The 13340-nt window shown below is 73.9% G+C and carries 15 protein-coding genes; 7 read left to right on the top strand and 8 right to left on the bottom strand.

Annotated features, from left to right (window positions below; genetic code table 11):
• Positions 1 to 79: 79 nt before the first annotated feature.
• Positions 80 to 1111, top strand: coding sequence for a M48 family metallopeptidase (locus BLU82_RS11175; RefSeq protein WP_092619780.1), 1032 nt, complete (start codon positions 80 to 82; stop codon positions 1109 to 1111).
• A 41-nt stretch (positions 1112 to 1152) separates the two neighbouring features.
• On the opposite strand, the gene BLU82_RS11170 is transcribed toward BLU82_RS11175, so the two are convergent.
• Positions 1153 to 2094 carry a proteasome assembly chaperone family protein gene (locus tag BLU82_RS11170; RefSeq protein ID WP_092619777.1) on the bottom strand — a complete coding sequence of 314 codons (942 nt, stop codon included), beginning with the start codon at positions 2092 to 2094 and terminating at the stop codon, positions 1153 to 1155.
• A gap of 701 nt (positions 2095 to 2795) precedes the next feature.
• Positions 2796 to 3236 carry an SAV_6107 family HEPN domain-containing protein gene (locus BLU82_RS11165; protein WP_069115181.1) on the bottom strand — a complete coding sequence of 147 codons (441 nt, stop codon included), beginning with the start codon at positions 3234 to 3236 and terminating at the stop codon, positions 2796 to 2798.
• A 186-nt stretch (positions 3237 to 3422) separates the two neighbouring features.
• On the opposite strand from BLU82_RS11165, the gene BLU82_RS11160 reads away from it, so the two are divergent.
• Positions 3423 to 3914 carry a YbaK/EbsC family protein gene (locus BLU82_RS11160; protein WP_197682874.1) on the top strand — a complete coding sequence of 164 codons (492 nt, stop codon included), beginning with the start codon at positions 3423 to 3425 and terminating at the stop codon, positions 3912 to 3914.
• Positions 3915 to 3917: 3 nt separating this feature from the next.
• Positions 3918 to 5003 carry an NAD(P)/FAD-dependent oxidoreductase gene (locus BLU82_RS11155; protein ID WP_092619772.1) on the top strand — a complete coding sequence of 362 codons (1086 nt, stop codon included), beginning with the start codon at positions 3918 to 3920 and terminating at the stop codon, positions 5001 to 5003.
• On the opposite strand, the gene metF is transcribed toward BLU82_RS11155, so the two are convergent.
• Positions 5000 to 5917: a methylenetetrahydrofolate reductase [NAD(P)H] gene (metF, locus tag BLU82_RS11150; RefSeq protein WP_092619769.1), complete on the bottom strand. Its 918-nt coding sequence runs from the start codon at positions 5915 to 5917 to the stop codon at positions 5000 to 5002. The genes BLU82_RS11155 and metF overlap by 4 nt on opposite strands.
• Positions 5918 to 6014: 97 nt before the next feature.
• On the opposite strand from metF, the gene BLU82_RS11145 reads away from it, so the two are divergent.
• The 3 genes from BLU82_RS11145 (at position 6015) to BLU82_RS11135 (ending at position 9064) form a co-directional block, all read left to right on the top strand.
• A complete protein-coding gene (locus BLU82_RS11145; RefSeq protein ID WP_092619766.1) occupies positions 6015 to 6818 on the top strand; it encodes a hypothetical protein in 804 nt (267 codons plus the stop codon).
• A gap of 16 nt (positions 6819 to 6834) precedes the next feature.
• Entirely contained in the window at positions 6835 to 7803 is a 969-nt protein-coding gene (locus BLU82_RS11140; protein WP_092619763.1) for an iron-siderophore ABC transporter substrate-binding protein, read from the top strand.
• Between the two features lie 160 nt (positions 7804 to 7963).
• Complete coding sequence (locus BLU82_RS11135; protein ID WP_197682873.1) at positions 7964 to 9064, top strand: polyprenyl synthetase family protein; 1101 nt, start codon at positions 7964 to 7966, stop codon at positions 9062 to 9064.
• Between the two features lie 9 nt (positions 9065 to 9073).
• Here the strand turns inward: BLU82_RS11135 and BLU82_RS11130 are convergent, their stop codons facing one another.
• Genes BLU82_RS11130 through BLU82_RS11110 form a run of 5 tightly spaced genes read right to left on the bottom strand, consistent with a single transcriptional unit; the run spans position 9074 to position 12903 of the window.
• Positions 9074 to 9895, bottom strand: a complete 822-nt coding sequence (locus BLU82_RS11130; protein ID WP_092619760.1) for a DivIVA domain-containing protein — start codon at positions 9893 to 9895, stop codon at positions 9074 to 9076.
• Positions 9895 to 11181, bottom strand: a complete 1287-nt coding sequence (locus BLU82_RS11125; RefSeq protein ID WP_197682872.1) for an alpha/beta fold hydrolase — start codon at positions 11179 to 11181, stop codon at positions 9895 to 9897. The genes BLU82_RS11130 and BLU82_RS11125 overlap by 1 nt, the downstream gene beginning before the upstream one ends.
• On the bottom strand, positions 11178 to 11942 hold the full coding sequence (gene fabI, locus BLU82_RS11120; RefSeq protein WP_172885577.1) for an enoyl-ACP reductase FabI: 765 nt from the start codon (positions 11940 to 11942) through the stop codon (positions 11178 to 11180). The genes BLU82_RS11125 and fabI overlap by 4 nt, the downstream gene beginning before the upstream one ends.
• On the bottom strand, positions 11942 to 12646 hold the full coding sequence (locus BLU82_RS11115; protein ID WP_092619754.1) for a beta-ketoacyl-ACP reductase: 705 nt from the start codon (positions 12644 to 12646) through the stop codon (positions 11942 to 11944). The genes fabI and BLU82_RS11115 overlap by 1 nt, the downstream gene beginning before the upstream one ends.
• A 47-nt stretch (positions 12647 to 12693) precedes the next feature.
• A complete protein-coding gene (locus BLU82_RS11110) occupies positions 12694 to 12903 on the bottom strand; it encodes a dodecin (protein ID WP_069114994.1) in 210 nt (69 codons plus the stop codon).
• 81 nt (positions 12904 to 12984) lie between these two features.
• Here BLU82_RS11110 and BLU82_RS11105 point away from each other — a divergent pair, with 81 nt between their 5' ends.
• Positions 12985 to 13308 (top strand): DUF3099 domain-containing protein, encoded by a 324-nt coding sequence (locus BLU82_RS11105; protein WP_069114995.1) that lies wholly within the window; start codon positions 12985 to 12987, stop codon positions 13306 to 13308.
• Positions 13309 to 13340: the final 32 nt, after the last annotated feature.

Genomic DNA, 13340 nt, shown 5'->3' with positions numbered 1-13340 from the left:
CGGGCTGCGGGTCACTGTGGAGGGACAGCATGTATACCGAGTATGTGCATTGTCAATACCCCGGTCTACGATGGACGGTATGACGACTGAGCCCGACCGCAGCCGCGTCCGTTTTCCCGACCTCAGCTCGCGCGCGTACGAGCACCCGGCCGACCGCGGCGCGCTGGTCGCCATGCGGTCGCTGCGGGGGTTCGACACCCTGCTGCGCAAGATGTCCGGCCTGTTCAACGAGCGCAGTCTGCGGCTGCACTACCTGTCCAGCGCGGTCCGGGTCGGCGAGACCCAGTTCCGCGACGTCTACCAGGACGTCGTCGACGCCGCCCACATTCTCGACGTCCCGCGGCCCGAGCTGTACGTCGTGCAGGACCCCCAGCCGCGGGCCATGGCCATCGGCACCGACAAGCCGTTCATCGTCGTCACCACCGGGCTGTTCGACCTCCTCGACGCCGAGGAGCGGCGCTTCGCCATCGGCCACGAGGTCGGGCACATCCTGTCCGGGCACGCCGTCTACCGCACCCTGCTGCTCATGCTGACGCGGCTGGCGCTGCGGGTCGCGTGGATCCCGCTCGGCTACGTCGGGCTGCGCGCCATCGTGTTCGCGCTCGAGGAGTGGCAGCGCAAGTCCGAGCTGTCCGCCGACCGCGCCGGCCTGCTGTCGTCGCAGGACCCCGACGCCGCGAAGCGCTCGCTGATGAAGATGGCCGGTGGCTCGCGGCTGGCAGAGATGGACATCGACGCGTTCCTGCAGCAGGCCCGCGAGTACGACGCCGGCGAAGACGCCCGCGACGGCGTCATCAAGCTGATGAGCCTCATGGGCCGCACCCACCCCCAGGCCGTCGTGCGGCTGGCCGAACTCGACCGCTGGGCGGCGTCCGGCGAGTACAGCCGCATCCTGGCCGGCGACTACCCGCGTCGCTCCGACGACAGCGACGCCTCCATCAGCCAGGAGGTGCGCAACGCGGCGAAGTCGTACCAGGAGTCGTGGAGCCGCACGTCCGACCCGCTGATCAGCTCGCTGCGCGACATCGTCAACGGGGTCGGCGACGCCGGCGGCAAGCTGTTCGACAACATCACCAACCGCATGCGCCGCCCGTCCGACGGCGGCGAGTAGCGGCTCCCCGGTGGGCGGCCGGCCCGGTGGCGGCTCGCCCGCTACCGGTCGCCGTCCTCCTCGTCGTCCCTGTCGCCGTTCTCCTCGCGGTCGTCGAGGTCGGCGAGGAACTGCTCGAGCTCGGCGCCGATCTCGTCGGCGCTGGGCACCGCCCGCTGCTCGGCGATGAGGCTGCCGCGGGCGTCGCCGCCGGCGAACGCGTCGTACTGGTTCTCGAGCGCGTGGACGACCTTGGCGACCTGGTCGTTGCCCTCGACCTGCTCGCGGACCAGCTCGTCGGTGCGGCGGGCGGCCTCGGCCAGCTCGCCGGAGGGCAGCAGCAGACCGGTGGTGGCGCTCAGCGCCCGCAGCAGCGTCAGGGACGACTGCGGGTACTCGGACTCGGCGAGGTAGTGCGGGACGCGGGCGACCAGCCCGATGGCGTCGTGGCCGGTCTGGCCGAGCCGGTACTCCAGCAGCGACGAGACGTTGCCCGGCACCCGCAACTCCACGTCGACCAGCGCGGACTCGTCGAGCAGTCCCGGCCGGTTGGCGTGGGTGAGGACGCTGAGCGGACGGGTGTGCGGCACCGGGTTCGGGATGCCGTGCACGCCGATGGACAGCTTCACGCCCAGCCGTTCCACCAGATCGGTGACGGCGGCCACGAACGCCTCCCACCGCACGTCCGGCTCGGGCCCCGACAGCAGCAGGAACGGCGCGCCGACGTCGTCGCGGACCAGCCGCAGCGTCAGCTCCGGCGCGTCGTACTCCTGGAACGCCCCGTCGGCGAAGCGCATCTCCGGCCGCCGCGCCCGGTAATCGATCAGCGCGTCGACATCGAACCGCGCCACCACCTCGGTGTCGAGGGTCGCGAGCAGATGATCGACGAGCCCGCCGCCGGCCCGGCCCGCGTCCACGAAACCGTCGAACCAGTAGACCAGAACAGGCGACTCCAGCTCGGACGGCTCCTCGACGAGCTCGTACAGCTCACTGCGGCTCGGCATGGCGGCTCTCCCGACATCGGACAGACAAGACAACTCACATAACGCGGCGGCCGCCCCAGGACTTCCCGGCACGCGCCGGAGGTGCGAGCGGACTGCGAGAGTACGGCGGCGCCGGGGCCGCGGCGGTGCCCGCGAGCGCGACAGCGCCGGGGTAAGCGACCGCGGGGGTGCGGCGGCGCCCGGGGTAGCGGCCGTGGACGCATCCCGGACGTGCGGGCGGCAGAGTGAACTGGCAAGGCGTGAAGGCGCGCGGCGTGGCATGAGGGGTGGCGAGTGGTGAGGGGTGGCGAACGGTCGTGCCGCCGCCGGCGCTGACGACAGCCGAGCCGCTGAGTGCCAAGCCACCGCACGCCGGACGCCGACCGGCTCGCCGGCCCAGCGCTCACGCCCGGCCGACCCGCCCGCCGCGCACCACGCCACGACGGAGCCGTCCAAGCCGAGCCGGACGCCGGTCGCGGCCGACTCGGACTCGCTGGCGTCCGGGCCGACACATACGTGGGCTTCGCACCGGTACCCGGCCCCGCGCCCTCACCACCATCGGCCGCCCCACGGATCGGTCACGGTGCGCCGCCACCGCCGAACCCCGCCACGCAGTCACCGCCGACCACCGCACCGCCACCAGCGACCGCACCGCCGCGCCACCACCGCGACAGGCAGTCGTCACCGCCAGCACGTCACGCCGGACACCCGGCACAGGGCGCTCAGGCAGCGCCGGGGACGATCGCGACCACCGGGCCGTCGAGCGGCTCCTGATAGGGCAGGCCGAGCAGCACGCAGACCAGCCCGAGGAAGGAGTCGGCCTCGCGGAGGAGGTCGTCGGCTTCGCGAGGGGTGACCGCGCCGGGCAGACCGGCCTGGGCGGCGGCCCGCTTGCCGGCGTTGGCGCCGAAGAAGGCAGCCCACTCGGCGAGCTCGGGCGCGACCCCGGGCAGCAGCTCCCACACGTTGCGCGGACCGTGCCCGCGCCGCCCGCGCCCCCGCCCGCTCTCGGCCGGCCGGGCCTTCGCCGCCAGCACGGCGGCCGCCGCCCGCAGCGCGGCGAGGTGGGCCGCGGCGAACCGGTCGCCGGCGTGACCGGCGGACGCGGCCTCGGCGAGGCACAGGCGCGCGTGCTCGATGAGATCGAGCGCCGCATGACCCATGGGCGGCCGGGTGCGCGGGGCCGGCAGGCCGTGGCCGCCGCCCGCCACCCTGCTGTACTCCTGAATCTCCACAGTCATGGCCGCCTCCGCATCTTGTTCGAACGACTGTTCGACCTACAGAGAAATGTACACCCCACCACCGACAAGGTCTCGGGAACGAATCGGGAGAGGGTAGGGTCGACCCCTGTGACCAGCAATGACAAGGTTCTCAGCCACCCGAATGTGCAGCGCGTCCGCGAGGCTCTGGCGGCGGCGGGCACGAGTCCCGAGATCGTCGCGCTCGGCGACTCCGCACCCACGGCGGTCGCGGCGGCCGAGCAGCTCGGCTGCGAGATCGGCGCCATCGCCAACTCGCTGATCTTCGACTGCGACGGCGCTCCCCTGCTCGTCCTCACCAGCGGCGCCCACCGCGCTGACGTCGCGGCATTGGCCAGGGCGGCCGGCGCCACGAAGGTCGGCCGCGCCACCCCGGAGTTCGTCCGCACGCACACCGGCCAGCCCATCGGCGGCGTCGCGCCGGTCGGGCACCCGGCGCCCGTGCGCACGCTGGTCGACGTCTGGCTGCAGAAGTACGACCGCGTCTGGGCCGCGGCCGGCCACCCGCACTCCGTCTTCCCGACGACGTTCGACGAGCTGGTCCGGGTCACCGGCGGCGCGCCCGTCGACGTCACCGGCTGAGGCGTGGCGCGCGTCGTCGTCGTGGGGGCGGGCCTGGCCGGGCTCTGCTCCGCGCTCGCCCTCGCCGACTTCGGCCACGCCGTGACGGTGGTGGAGTCCGGCCGGGCGCCCGGCGGCCAGCTCCGGTACGGCCCGCAGCCGTTCACGCTGCCGGCGGTCCTGCGCGACCTGTTCCGCAAGACCGGCCGCCCGCTGGAGCGCGAGCTGGACCTCGTCCCGGCCGAGCCCGCGGCGCGGTGGGTGTTCGCCGACGGCGCCGAGGTCGCAGTGCCGAACGCGAGCCCGTCCGGCACCCGGCGCGCCCTCGACGACGCGTTCGGCGCCGGGGCGGGCGCGCAGTGGGACGCCGTCGTCGCGCACGGGGACCGCGCCTGGCGCGAGCTGCGGCCGCTGATCCTCGGCCACGCCGGCGCCAAGGCGCCCCGGCACACCCAGACGCTGCGCGACGTCGCCGCGTCACTGCGCGAGCCACACCTGAAGGCCGCGCTGGAGTCGTACGCGACCCGCTACGGCGCCGACCCCGCGACGGCGCCGGCCGCGCTCACCGTGCTGCCGTACCTGGAGCAGACGTTCGGCGTGTGGACGGCCGACCTCGCGCGGCTGATCGAGGTGCTGGCCGGACGCGGCGCCGAGCGGGGCGCGACGTTCCGGTACGACGCCGCGGCCGAGGCACCCGTGCACGACGGCAAGCGGGTCACCGGCGTGACGCTGGCGGGCGGCGCGACGGTGGGCGCGGACGCGGTCGTGTGGACGGCGCCTCCGGGCCACCTCGCCGACGACCGCCGCCGCCCGTTCCGGCGCCGCCGGGACGACGCGGCGCCCACCACCGCCGTCCGGCCCGACCCCACCCGGGCGCCGGAGATCCGCTTCCCCGCCGGCGGTGGTCCCGCGATCAGCTGGTACGACGCCGCCGGCGGCTACGTCCACGGCGCCGCCGCCGGCCGCGTCACCGCGATCTTCCGCCGACCCGGCAACGTCACCCGGGTCCGCGGCCTCTACCTCGCCGGCGCGGGCGCGCACCCGGGCCCGGGCATCGCGCTGGTCGCGCAGTCGGCGGCGATCGTCGCCGACGACATCGGGCGCGCCTAGGACAGGGCGCCGACGCCGAGGTTCTGGTAGATCTCGCGCGTCGCCGTGGACTTGTTCAGCGTGATGAAGTGCAGGCCCGGGACACCCTCGGCGAGCAGCCGCTCGCACAGCTCGGTCGCCACCTCGACGCCGATGGCCCGCACGGCCTCGGGGTCGTCCTCGACGGCGAGCAGCCGCCGCGCCAGCGGCTCCGGGAAGTCGGCCGCCGTGAGCTGGGCGAAGCGCTGGATCTGCCGCACGTTCGTCACCGGCATGATGCCCGGGATGATCGGCGCGTCTCCCCCGGCCGCCGCGACGCGGTCGCGCAGCCGCAGGTAGTCGTCGGCGTGGAAGAACATCTGGGTGATGGCGTAGTCGGCGCCGGCCTGGAACTTGCGGGCCAGGAAGCGGGCGTCGGTCTCGAGGTCGGGCGAGCGCGGGTGCTTGTCGGGGAACGCCGCGACGCCGACGCAGAAGTCGCCGTGCGTGCGGATGAGCCGCACCAGCTCCTCGGCGTACGCGAAGCCCTCCGGGTGCCGCACCCACTCGCCCTGCGGGTTGCCGGGCGGGTCGCCGCGCAGCGCGAGGAAGTTGCGCACGCCCGCGTCGGCGTACTGGCCGATGACGTTGCGCAGCTCGGCCACCGAGTGGCCGACGGCGGCGAGGTGCCCGACGACGGTGAGCGTGGTGTCGCGGGCGATGCCCTCGGTGAGCCGCACCGTGCCCTCGCGGGTGGTGCCGCCCGCCCCGTACGTGACGGAGACGAAGGTCGGCTGCAGCCGCTCGAGGTCGCGCATGGTCTGCCAGAACGAGACCTCGGCGGCCTCGGACTTCGGCGCGAAGAACTCGAACGAGAACGATCTCCCGCCGGCGGCCAGCAGCTCCCGGATGGTGCGCGCACCCCCGGGCATCGTCGACGGAAGTCCCAATGCCATCGCCTCAGACTACCGGCGCGTCCGCGTTTCGGACAGATCGTCTCAGCGTGCGAACGATTGGCGATCTTCGTCGCCAGGACTTAAGTTAGCCATACCTATGTTCGCCGTCACCGCCACCGAGTCGCTCGATGCCGCCGCGCGCCGGCTCGAGCGGCTCCATCCGTCCTTCGGGTTCGTCACGTCGGCCGACAGCGAAGGCTGGACGACGCTCGCCGACGCCGCGTCCGGCCCTGGAGTCGTCGCCGCCTGGCTGGACCGCCTCGACGGCGACGCCGGCGGCCACCGCAACGTGGCCGCGTCCTACCTGGTGCTCCGTCTGACCGGCCGGGTCGCGACGGCGCTGCTGGCGAGCTACCTGGTCGACGGCCGCGGCCTGCCGCTGTCCCCGTCGTCCCAGGTGCGCTTCGACGGCGCGCAGTTCGACCGGCTGGCGCTCACCGGCGGCGAGGTCGACGACGACGTCAGCGCCGCCGCGGTCGCGGGTCGCCTGCACGCCGTCCTGGCGCCGGTCATCGACGCGGCCGCCGGGCTGGCCCCGTACAGCGTGCGGACGATGTGGAGCTCCGTCGCCGACCGCCTCGGCGGTCCCGCCGTGCTCGCGGCCAACGCCGCCGGCCTGGACCCGGACGACACCTGGCAGCGCACCCGCGCCGTCGTCGACGAGCTGGTCGCGCTGGGCGCGCCGGTGCGCCGCCGGCCCCGGCTGCTGCGGGTGCCGTGGACCGGCGGGGTCGCCGCCGGCAGCGTCAAGGGCACCTGCTGCCTCAAGTACGTGGTCGACGAGCTGCGCCCGCGCGACGCCGCGCAGCAGCCCGCGGCGTTCTGCGGCGGCTGCCCTTACGTCGACGACGAGGTCCGGGTCGCCAAGCGCCGGGCCGCGCTGGAACGCCGTCCGTCCTGACCCCCGGAGACCCCGAATGCGCCGCCTCGCCGCTCCCTTGACCCTGGCCGCCCTGCTTCCGCTCGCCGCGTGCGGCGGCGGTGACGACGATCCCGCCGCCGACGACCGCCAGGCGACGCACACCGTCGTCCACGCCCAGGGCGAGACCGAGGTGCCCGACGACCCGCAGCGCATCGCCGTCCTGTGGCGCCCGACGCTGTCCGCGCTGGTCGACCTCGGGTTCGAGCCGGTCGCCGCGGCGGCCGAGACGGGCGACGGCGCCGACCTCGCCACGTTCCTCCCGGACGACTTCCCCGTCGAAAACCTCGAGATCGTCGGCCCGACGAACGAGCCCGACATCGAGGCACTGGCCGTCGCCGACCCCGACCTCATCGTCAGCGTCGACATCGCCGCGCTCGCCGACGCCTACGACGACCTCTCGCAGATCGCCCCGACGGTGTCGCTGACCTGGGACGGCACCGGCAGCTGGCGCTCGCACGTCGACGAGCTGGCCGAGGCCCTGAACGTCCCCGAGCGGGCCGACGAGGTCGTCGCCGAGTACGACGCGCACGTCCAGCAGGTCCGCGACGCCGTCGGCGACCCGGGCGCCGTCGAGGTCTCGCTGGTCCGGGTCCAGGCGGCGGACGTGCTGCGACTGGAGACGCCGGCGTCCTTCCCCGGCCAGGTGCTCGACGACGTCGGCTTCGCCCGCCCGGCCGGACAGCTGGAGCCCGACCCGGACCGCGACTTCATCGAGATCAGCCTGGAGCTCATCCCCGAGGCCGACGGCGACGTCGTCTTCGTGCTGGCCAACGGCGAGAACACCGGCGCGCGCGAGACCATCACGTCGTCGGCGCTGTGGCAGAACCTGCCGGCCGCGCAGGCCGGCCAGGTCGTCGACGCCGACTACGACGTGTGGGGCAGCTCGACCTACCGGGGCGCGCACGCCATCCTCGACGACCTCGAAGCGGCCCTCGCCGACCCCACCCCCCAAGGGGGTGCCTGACGGAGCTCGGCGGCGCGGATCGACGCCCAGGAACCGACCAGCTGCGTTGTCGTCGTCGCTCGATGGCACCGCATCGACCTTCTCCTCCGCCTTGCTGGATCGGCCCCTGGACGCCGCCCGCATCCACCATCTCCGTCAGCCACCCCCTAGCCTTGCAGGCGTGGTGACCCCAGCGCCCCTCGCGGGCCCCGACGACCCGGTCGGCCTCCTGCGGCCGCGCATCCAGCAGGCCCTCGACGCGTTCCTCGACGGGCAGCGCGAGGTGCTCGCCGCCGCCAGTCCGCAGACGTTGCCGCTGGTCGACGCCGCGGCCGCGTTCCTGTCCGGCGGGAAGCGGCTGCGCCCGACGTTCGCCTACTGGGGCTGGCGGGCGGCCGGCGGCGACCCAGCCGACGACGTGCTGGTGACGATCGGGGCGGCGCTGGAGCTGTTCCAGGCGTCGGCGCTGGTCCACGACGACCTCATCGACGCGTCCGACACCCGCCGCGGCCTGCCGTCCGTCCATCGCCGGTTCGCGACGCTGCACCGCGACTCCGGCTGGCAGGGCGATGCCGACGGGTTCGGCACGGCGGCCGCGATCCTGCTCGGCGACATGCTGCTGGCGTGGAGCGCCGAGCTGTTCGACCACGCCGACGTCGACGGCGACCGGCTGCGGGACGCGCGGGCGGTGTTCGACCGCATGCGCACCGAGGTCGGCGGCGGGCAGTACCTCGACATGCTCGAGCAGGTCAGCGGCGGTACGTTGCCGGGCGGCCAGGCCGACCGCGCCCGCACCGTCATCCGGTACAAGTCGGCTCGCTACTCCGTCGAGCACCCGCTGGTCATCGGTGGTGCGCTGGCCGGGGCGCCGGAGCTGCTGCTGGCGTCGTACCGGCGGTTCGGCGCGGCCCTCGGCGAGGCCTTCCAGCTTCGCGACGACGTCCTCGGCGTCTTCGGCGACCCCGCCCAGACCGGCAAGCCCACCGGCGACGACCTGCGTGAGGGCAAGCGGACGCTGCTCGTCGCGTACGCGCTGGAGCGGGCGTCGGCGGAGCAGGCGGCGCTCGTCGGCGCCCGGCTCGGCGACCCCGCCCTGGACCTCGACGGCGTGACGGCCCTGCGCGACGTCCTGGTCGGCACCGGCGCGCTGGCCCGGGTCGAGGCGCTGGTCGACGACCTGGTGGCGGACGCGCGCGGCGCGCTCGACGCCGCCGACGTCACCGACGACGGCCGGAAGGCGCTGTCGCGGCTGATCGAGCTGACGACCGCGCGGACGCACTGACCGCCCGGCTCAGCTCCGGGCGACGCCCTGCACGGCGGCCAGCCACTCGTCGACGGCCCGCATGTCGTAGCCGAGCCGCAGCCGGACGGTGGTGAACTCGGCCGCCCGCACCTCCGCGGCGGTCAGCGTCGTGGCCAGCGTCGCCCGGACGTGCTCGACGAACGCGTCGACCTCGCCGAGGTCGTAGCCCTCGCGCAGCCGGACGCCCGGGAACCGCTCCCCCGCCGGCTGGTCGGCGAGCTTCAGCAGCTCGTACCGATCGGTCAGCGACTCGCGCCACTCGGTCGTGGTCGGCGCCTCCTCCGGCTCGACGGGGACGGAGGCGGCGGCTGGAGCCGGCGTCGCGGTCCTCAGCCACCCGACGACCTCGTCCAGGTACTCGTCGACCGCCTGCATGTCGTACCCGGCCCGCAGCCGCACGGTCGTGAACTGGACCTGGTTGACCTCGTCGGCGGTCAGCGACCGCGCGCCGTCCCGGATCCGCTCGACGAACGCGTCGACCTCGCCGATGTCGTAGCCCTCGCGCATCCGCACGACCAGGAACAGGGCGCCCGGCACCTGCCCGGGCGGCTGGACGGCGGCGGACGGGCCGGGCGAAGCGCCGGCACCGGCAGCGGCAAGCAGCGCCGCCCGCGCCCGCACCCACGCCTCGACCTCGTGGTGGTCGTAGCCGCGCAGCACGATGCCGAACGTCGGGTTCACCGCCTCCTCCGCGGTGATCGCGAGCGTGCCCGCCGTCCCCGCCAGCGTCGCCTCGATGCGGGTGCAGTGCGCCTCGACCTGCGCGCGGTCGTACCCCCGCGCCACGACGGTGAAGCGGGGGCGCGCCATCAGAGCTCGCCGCGGTTCATCCGGATGAGCCGGTCGACGACGTCCTCGGTCTCGCGCAGGCCGTCGTGCTCGTGGGCGTTGGTCTCCCAGGTGCGGACGCCGCGCACGCGCGCCGCGGTGTCGCGGGAGAAGCCGGCGTCGACGTACATGTCGTCGGCGTAGAGCGCGGCCGCGACCGGGACGGTGTTCGCCGCCAGCCGGTCCAGGTCGTACAGCGGTCCCCACTCCCGCTCCGCCAGTAGCTGAGCGGTGTCGCGCAACGGGATCAGCGCGGGGTCGTGCTCGAACATCCAGGGGTAGATCATCTCGCCCGTGAGCAGCAGCGGGTCCGCGTCGGGCGCGAACTGCGCCAGCTCGGCGCCCACCCGCCGCGCCGACCACCGCGTCGCCGCGTTGTGCGCGTAGCAGGCCTCGTGCACGACGGCGTAGAGCGGCTGGCTCGCGAACGAGAGGGCCTGCCAGGCGCCGGCGAGGAAGGTGTCGGACAGCACGCCGTCGGCGGCGAACGCCTCCTCCAGCAGGTAGGCCAGTCCCGGAATCGCCGACTTCGCGCCGAGGGCCAGCCCCAGCGCCTGCAGCCGCGGGACGGTGAGCCGCGAGCCGTCCGGCAGCACGACGTCGTTCGCGCGGACGAACGCCGCCACGGCCTCCAGCTGCTCCCGGGCCTGCGGGAACGCCGCGTGGAACTGCGCGTTCTTCCGCTCGACGGTGCGGTAGGTGGCGGCGTAGACGTCGTCGGGGCCGGCGGTCAGCGGGGCGAGGCCGCCGGTGACCATGACGGAGTCGAGGTGCTCCGGCGCGAACGACAGGTAGGTCAGCGAGCAGAACCCGCCGAAGGACTGGCCCAGCACGTGCCAGCGGCCGTCGTCGCCGATGAGTGCGCGACGGATCACCTCGGCGTCGGCGACGATGGCGTCGGCCCGGAAGTGCGACAGGTACTCGGCCTGCGCGGCGGCGTCGCCGCGGGCCGCCAGCGTCGCCGCCGTCGCGGGCGTCGACCGGCCGGTGCCGCGCTGGTCCAGCAGCAGCACCCGGAAGTCCTGGACCGCCCGGCCCACCCATCCCGACGCGCCGGGCGGGCGCGTGGCCTTCCCACCCGGCCCACCCTGCAGGAACAGCAGCCACGGCAGGTCGCGATCCGGCGCCGACGCCGACACGACCTCCCGCGCGTACAGCCGGATCCGCTCGCCGTCGGGCGCCTCATACGACAGCGGGGCGTCGAACCAGTGGTCCCGGGCGACCAGCCCGCCGAGCCGCACCGACCCGTCGCGGCCGGCCGGGATCACGCGCCCACCGCGTGCACACCGCCGTCGACGTGGATGACCTCACCGGTCGTCTTGGGGAACCAGTCGGACAGCAGCGCCACGACGCCGCGGGCGCCGGGCTCGGGGTCGGAGAGGTCCCAGCCGAGCGGCGCGCGGTCGTTCCAGACGCCCTCGAAGTCGGAGAAGCCCGGGATGGACCGCGCCGCCATCGTCTTCACCGGCCCGGCGGAGATGAGGTTGACCCGCACGTTCTTCTCCCCCAGGTACTTGGCGAGGTAGCGCGCCGTCGCCTCGAGGCCGGCCTTCGCCACGCCCATCCAGTCGTACCCGGGCCAGGCCACCTGGGCGTCGAAGTCCATGCCGACGACGGAGCCGCCGCCGGGCATCAGCGGCAGCGTGGCCATGGTCAGCGACTTCAGCGAGTACGTCGACGCGTGCACGGCGGTGGCGACGTCCTCGAACGGGGTCTCCAGGAAGCTGCCGCCGAGCGCGGTCTGCGGCGCGAACCCGATCGAGTGCACGACGCCGTCGAGGCCGTCGACGTGCTCGCCGACCCGGGCGGCCAGGGAGTCGAGCTGCTCGGTGCTGGTGACGTCCAGCTCGACGACCGGCGCCGGCGACGGCAGCCGCTTGGCGATGCGCTCGACCAGGCTCATGCGGCCGAAGCCGGTCAGGACGACGGTGGCGCCCTCCTGCTGCGCGAGCTTCGCCACGTGGAACGCGAACGACGCCTCCGTCAGGACCCCGGTGACCAGGATCCGCTTGCCCTCGAGAATGCCCATCAGTGCCCCATCCCCAATCCGCCGTCCACCGGGATGACGGCTCCGGTCACGTACGCCGCGTCGTCGCTGGCCACCCAGCGCACCACCCGCGCGATCTCGTCGGCGCTGGCGTAGCGGCCGAGCGGGACGCTGTCGAGGATCTCCTTGCGGCGCGCCTCGGTGAGCTCGGCCGTCATGTCGGACTCGACGAACCCGGGCGCGACGACGTTGGCGGTGATGTTGCGGCTGCCCAGCTCGCGCGACATCGACCGGGCCAGCCCGACGAGGCCGGCCTTGCTGGCGGCGTAGTTGACCTGGCCGGGCGAGCCGAGCAGGCCCACGACGCTGGAGATGAACACGACGCGGCCCTTGCGGGCCCGGAGCATGCCCTTGGCGGCGCGCTTGGCCACCCGGAACGCTCCGGTGAGGTTGGTGTCGACGACGTCGGTGAAGTCGGACTCGCTCATGCGCAGCAGCAGGGTGTCGCGGGTGATGCCGGCGTTGGCCACCAGCACCTCCACCGGTCCCTGCGCGGCCTCGACCTCGGTGAACGCGGCGTCGACCGAGTCGCTGTCGGTGACGTCGCAGCGCACCCCGGCCAGTCCCTCGGGCGGCTCGCCGCTGCGGTAGGTGATGGTGACGTCGTCACCGGCCTGCGCGAACGAGCGCGCGATGGCGAGGCCTATGCCGCGATTGCCACCGGTCACCAGTACGGACCGACCCACGTCCGGCTCTCCTCACTCTGGGTTACACGTCCGCGCCGACGCTACCGTCAGGCGTCCTCAAGCCGGAACCCGACCTTCATGCCGACCTGGAAATGCTGCACCTCGCCGTCGACGATCTGGCCGCGGATCTCGGTGACCTCGAACCAGTCGAGGTGGCGCAGGGTCTGCGCGGCCCGGCCGATGCCGTTGCGCACCGCGGCCTCCACGCCGTCCGTCGACGTCCCCACGATCTCGGTCACTCGGTACGTGCGATTCATGACCTTCTCCTCTTTCCGGGCGCCGGGCCGAATGGGCGGCCCGGCCGCGCTGATCGCTCGATTCTGGCCTACCGTGGAGGGGTGAGCGGAAACGGCGCGCGACGAAGCGACCCTGTGCCGTCGGTCACGACGGCCGCGGCGCCGCGCAGCGACGACCTCGCCAGCCGGCAGCGCCGCTACCTCGTCATGATGGGCATCCGTGTCGCATGTCTGCCACTGGCAGTGATCAGCCAGGGGTGGCTGCGCATCGTGTTCATCCTGGGTGCGGTCGTGCTGCCGTACATCGCCGTCGTCATCGCCAACGCGACCCGCCAGCCACGCCACAGTGCCCTCTCACCAGTGGTCCCTCCGCCGCGACTCGAACTTCCGGCTGCCCCGGTAGCCAAAGATCGAATCGAACATTGACAGGGCCTTCCGAAGTGGTTGTGGAACGTGCA

It is taken from the genome of Jiangella sp. DSM 45060 (genome assembly GCF_900105175.1).
Taxonomy (GTDB): Bacteria; Actinomycetota; Actinomycetes; order Jiangellales; family Jiangellaceae; genus Jiangella.
The sequence above is the reverse complement of the archived record's forward strand: the minus strand, read 5'-3'. Positions and strand labels throughout refer to the sequence as shown.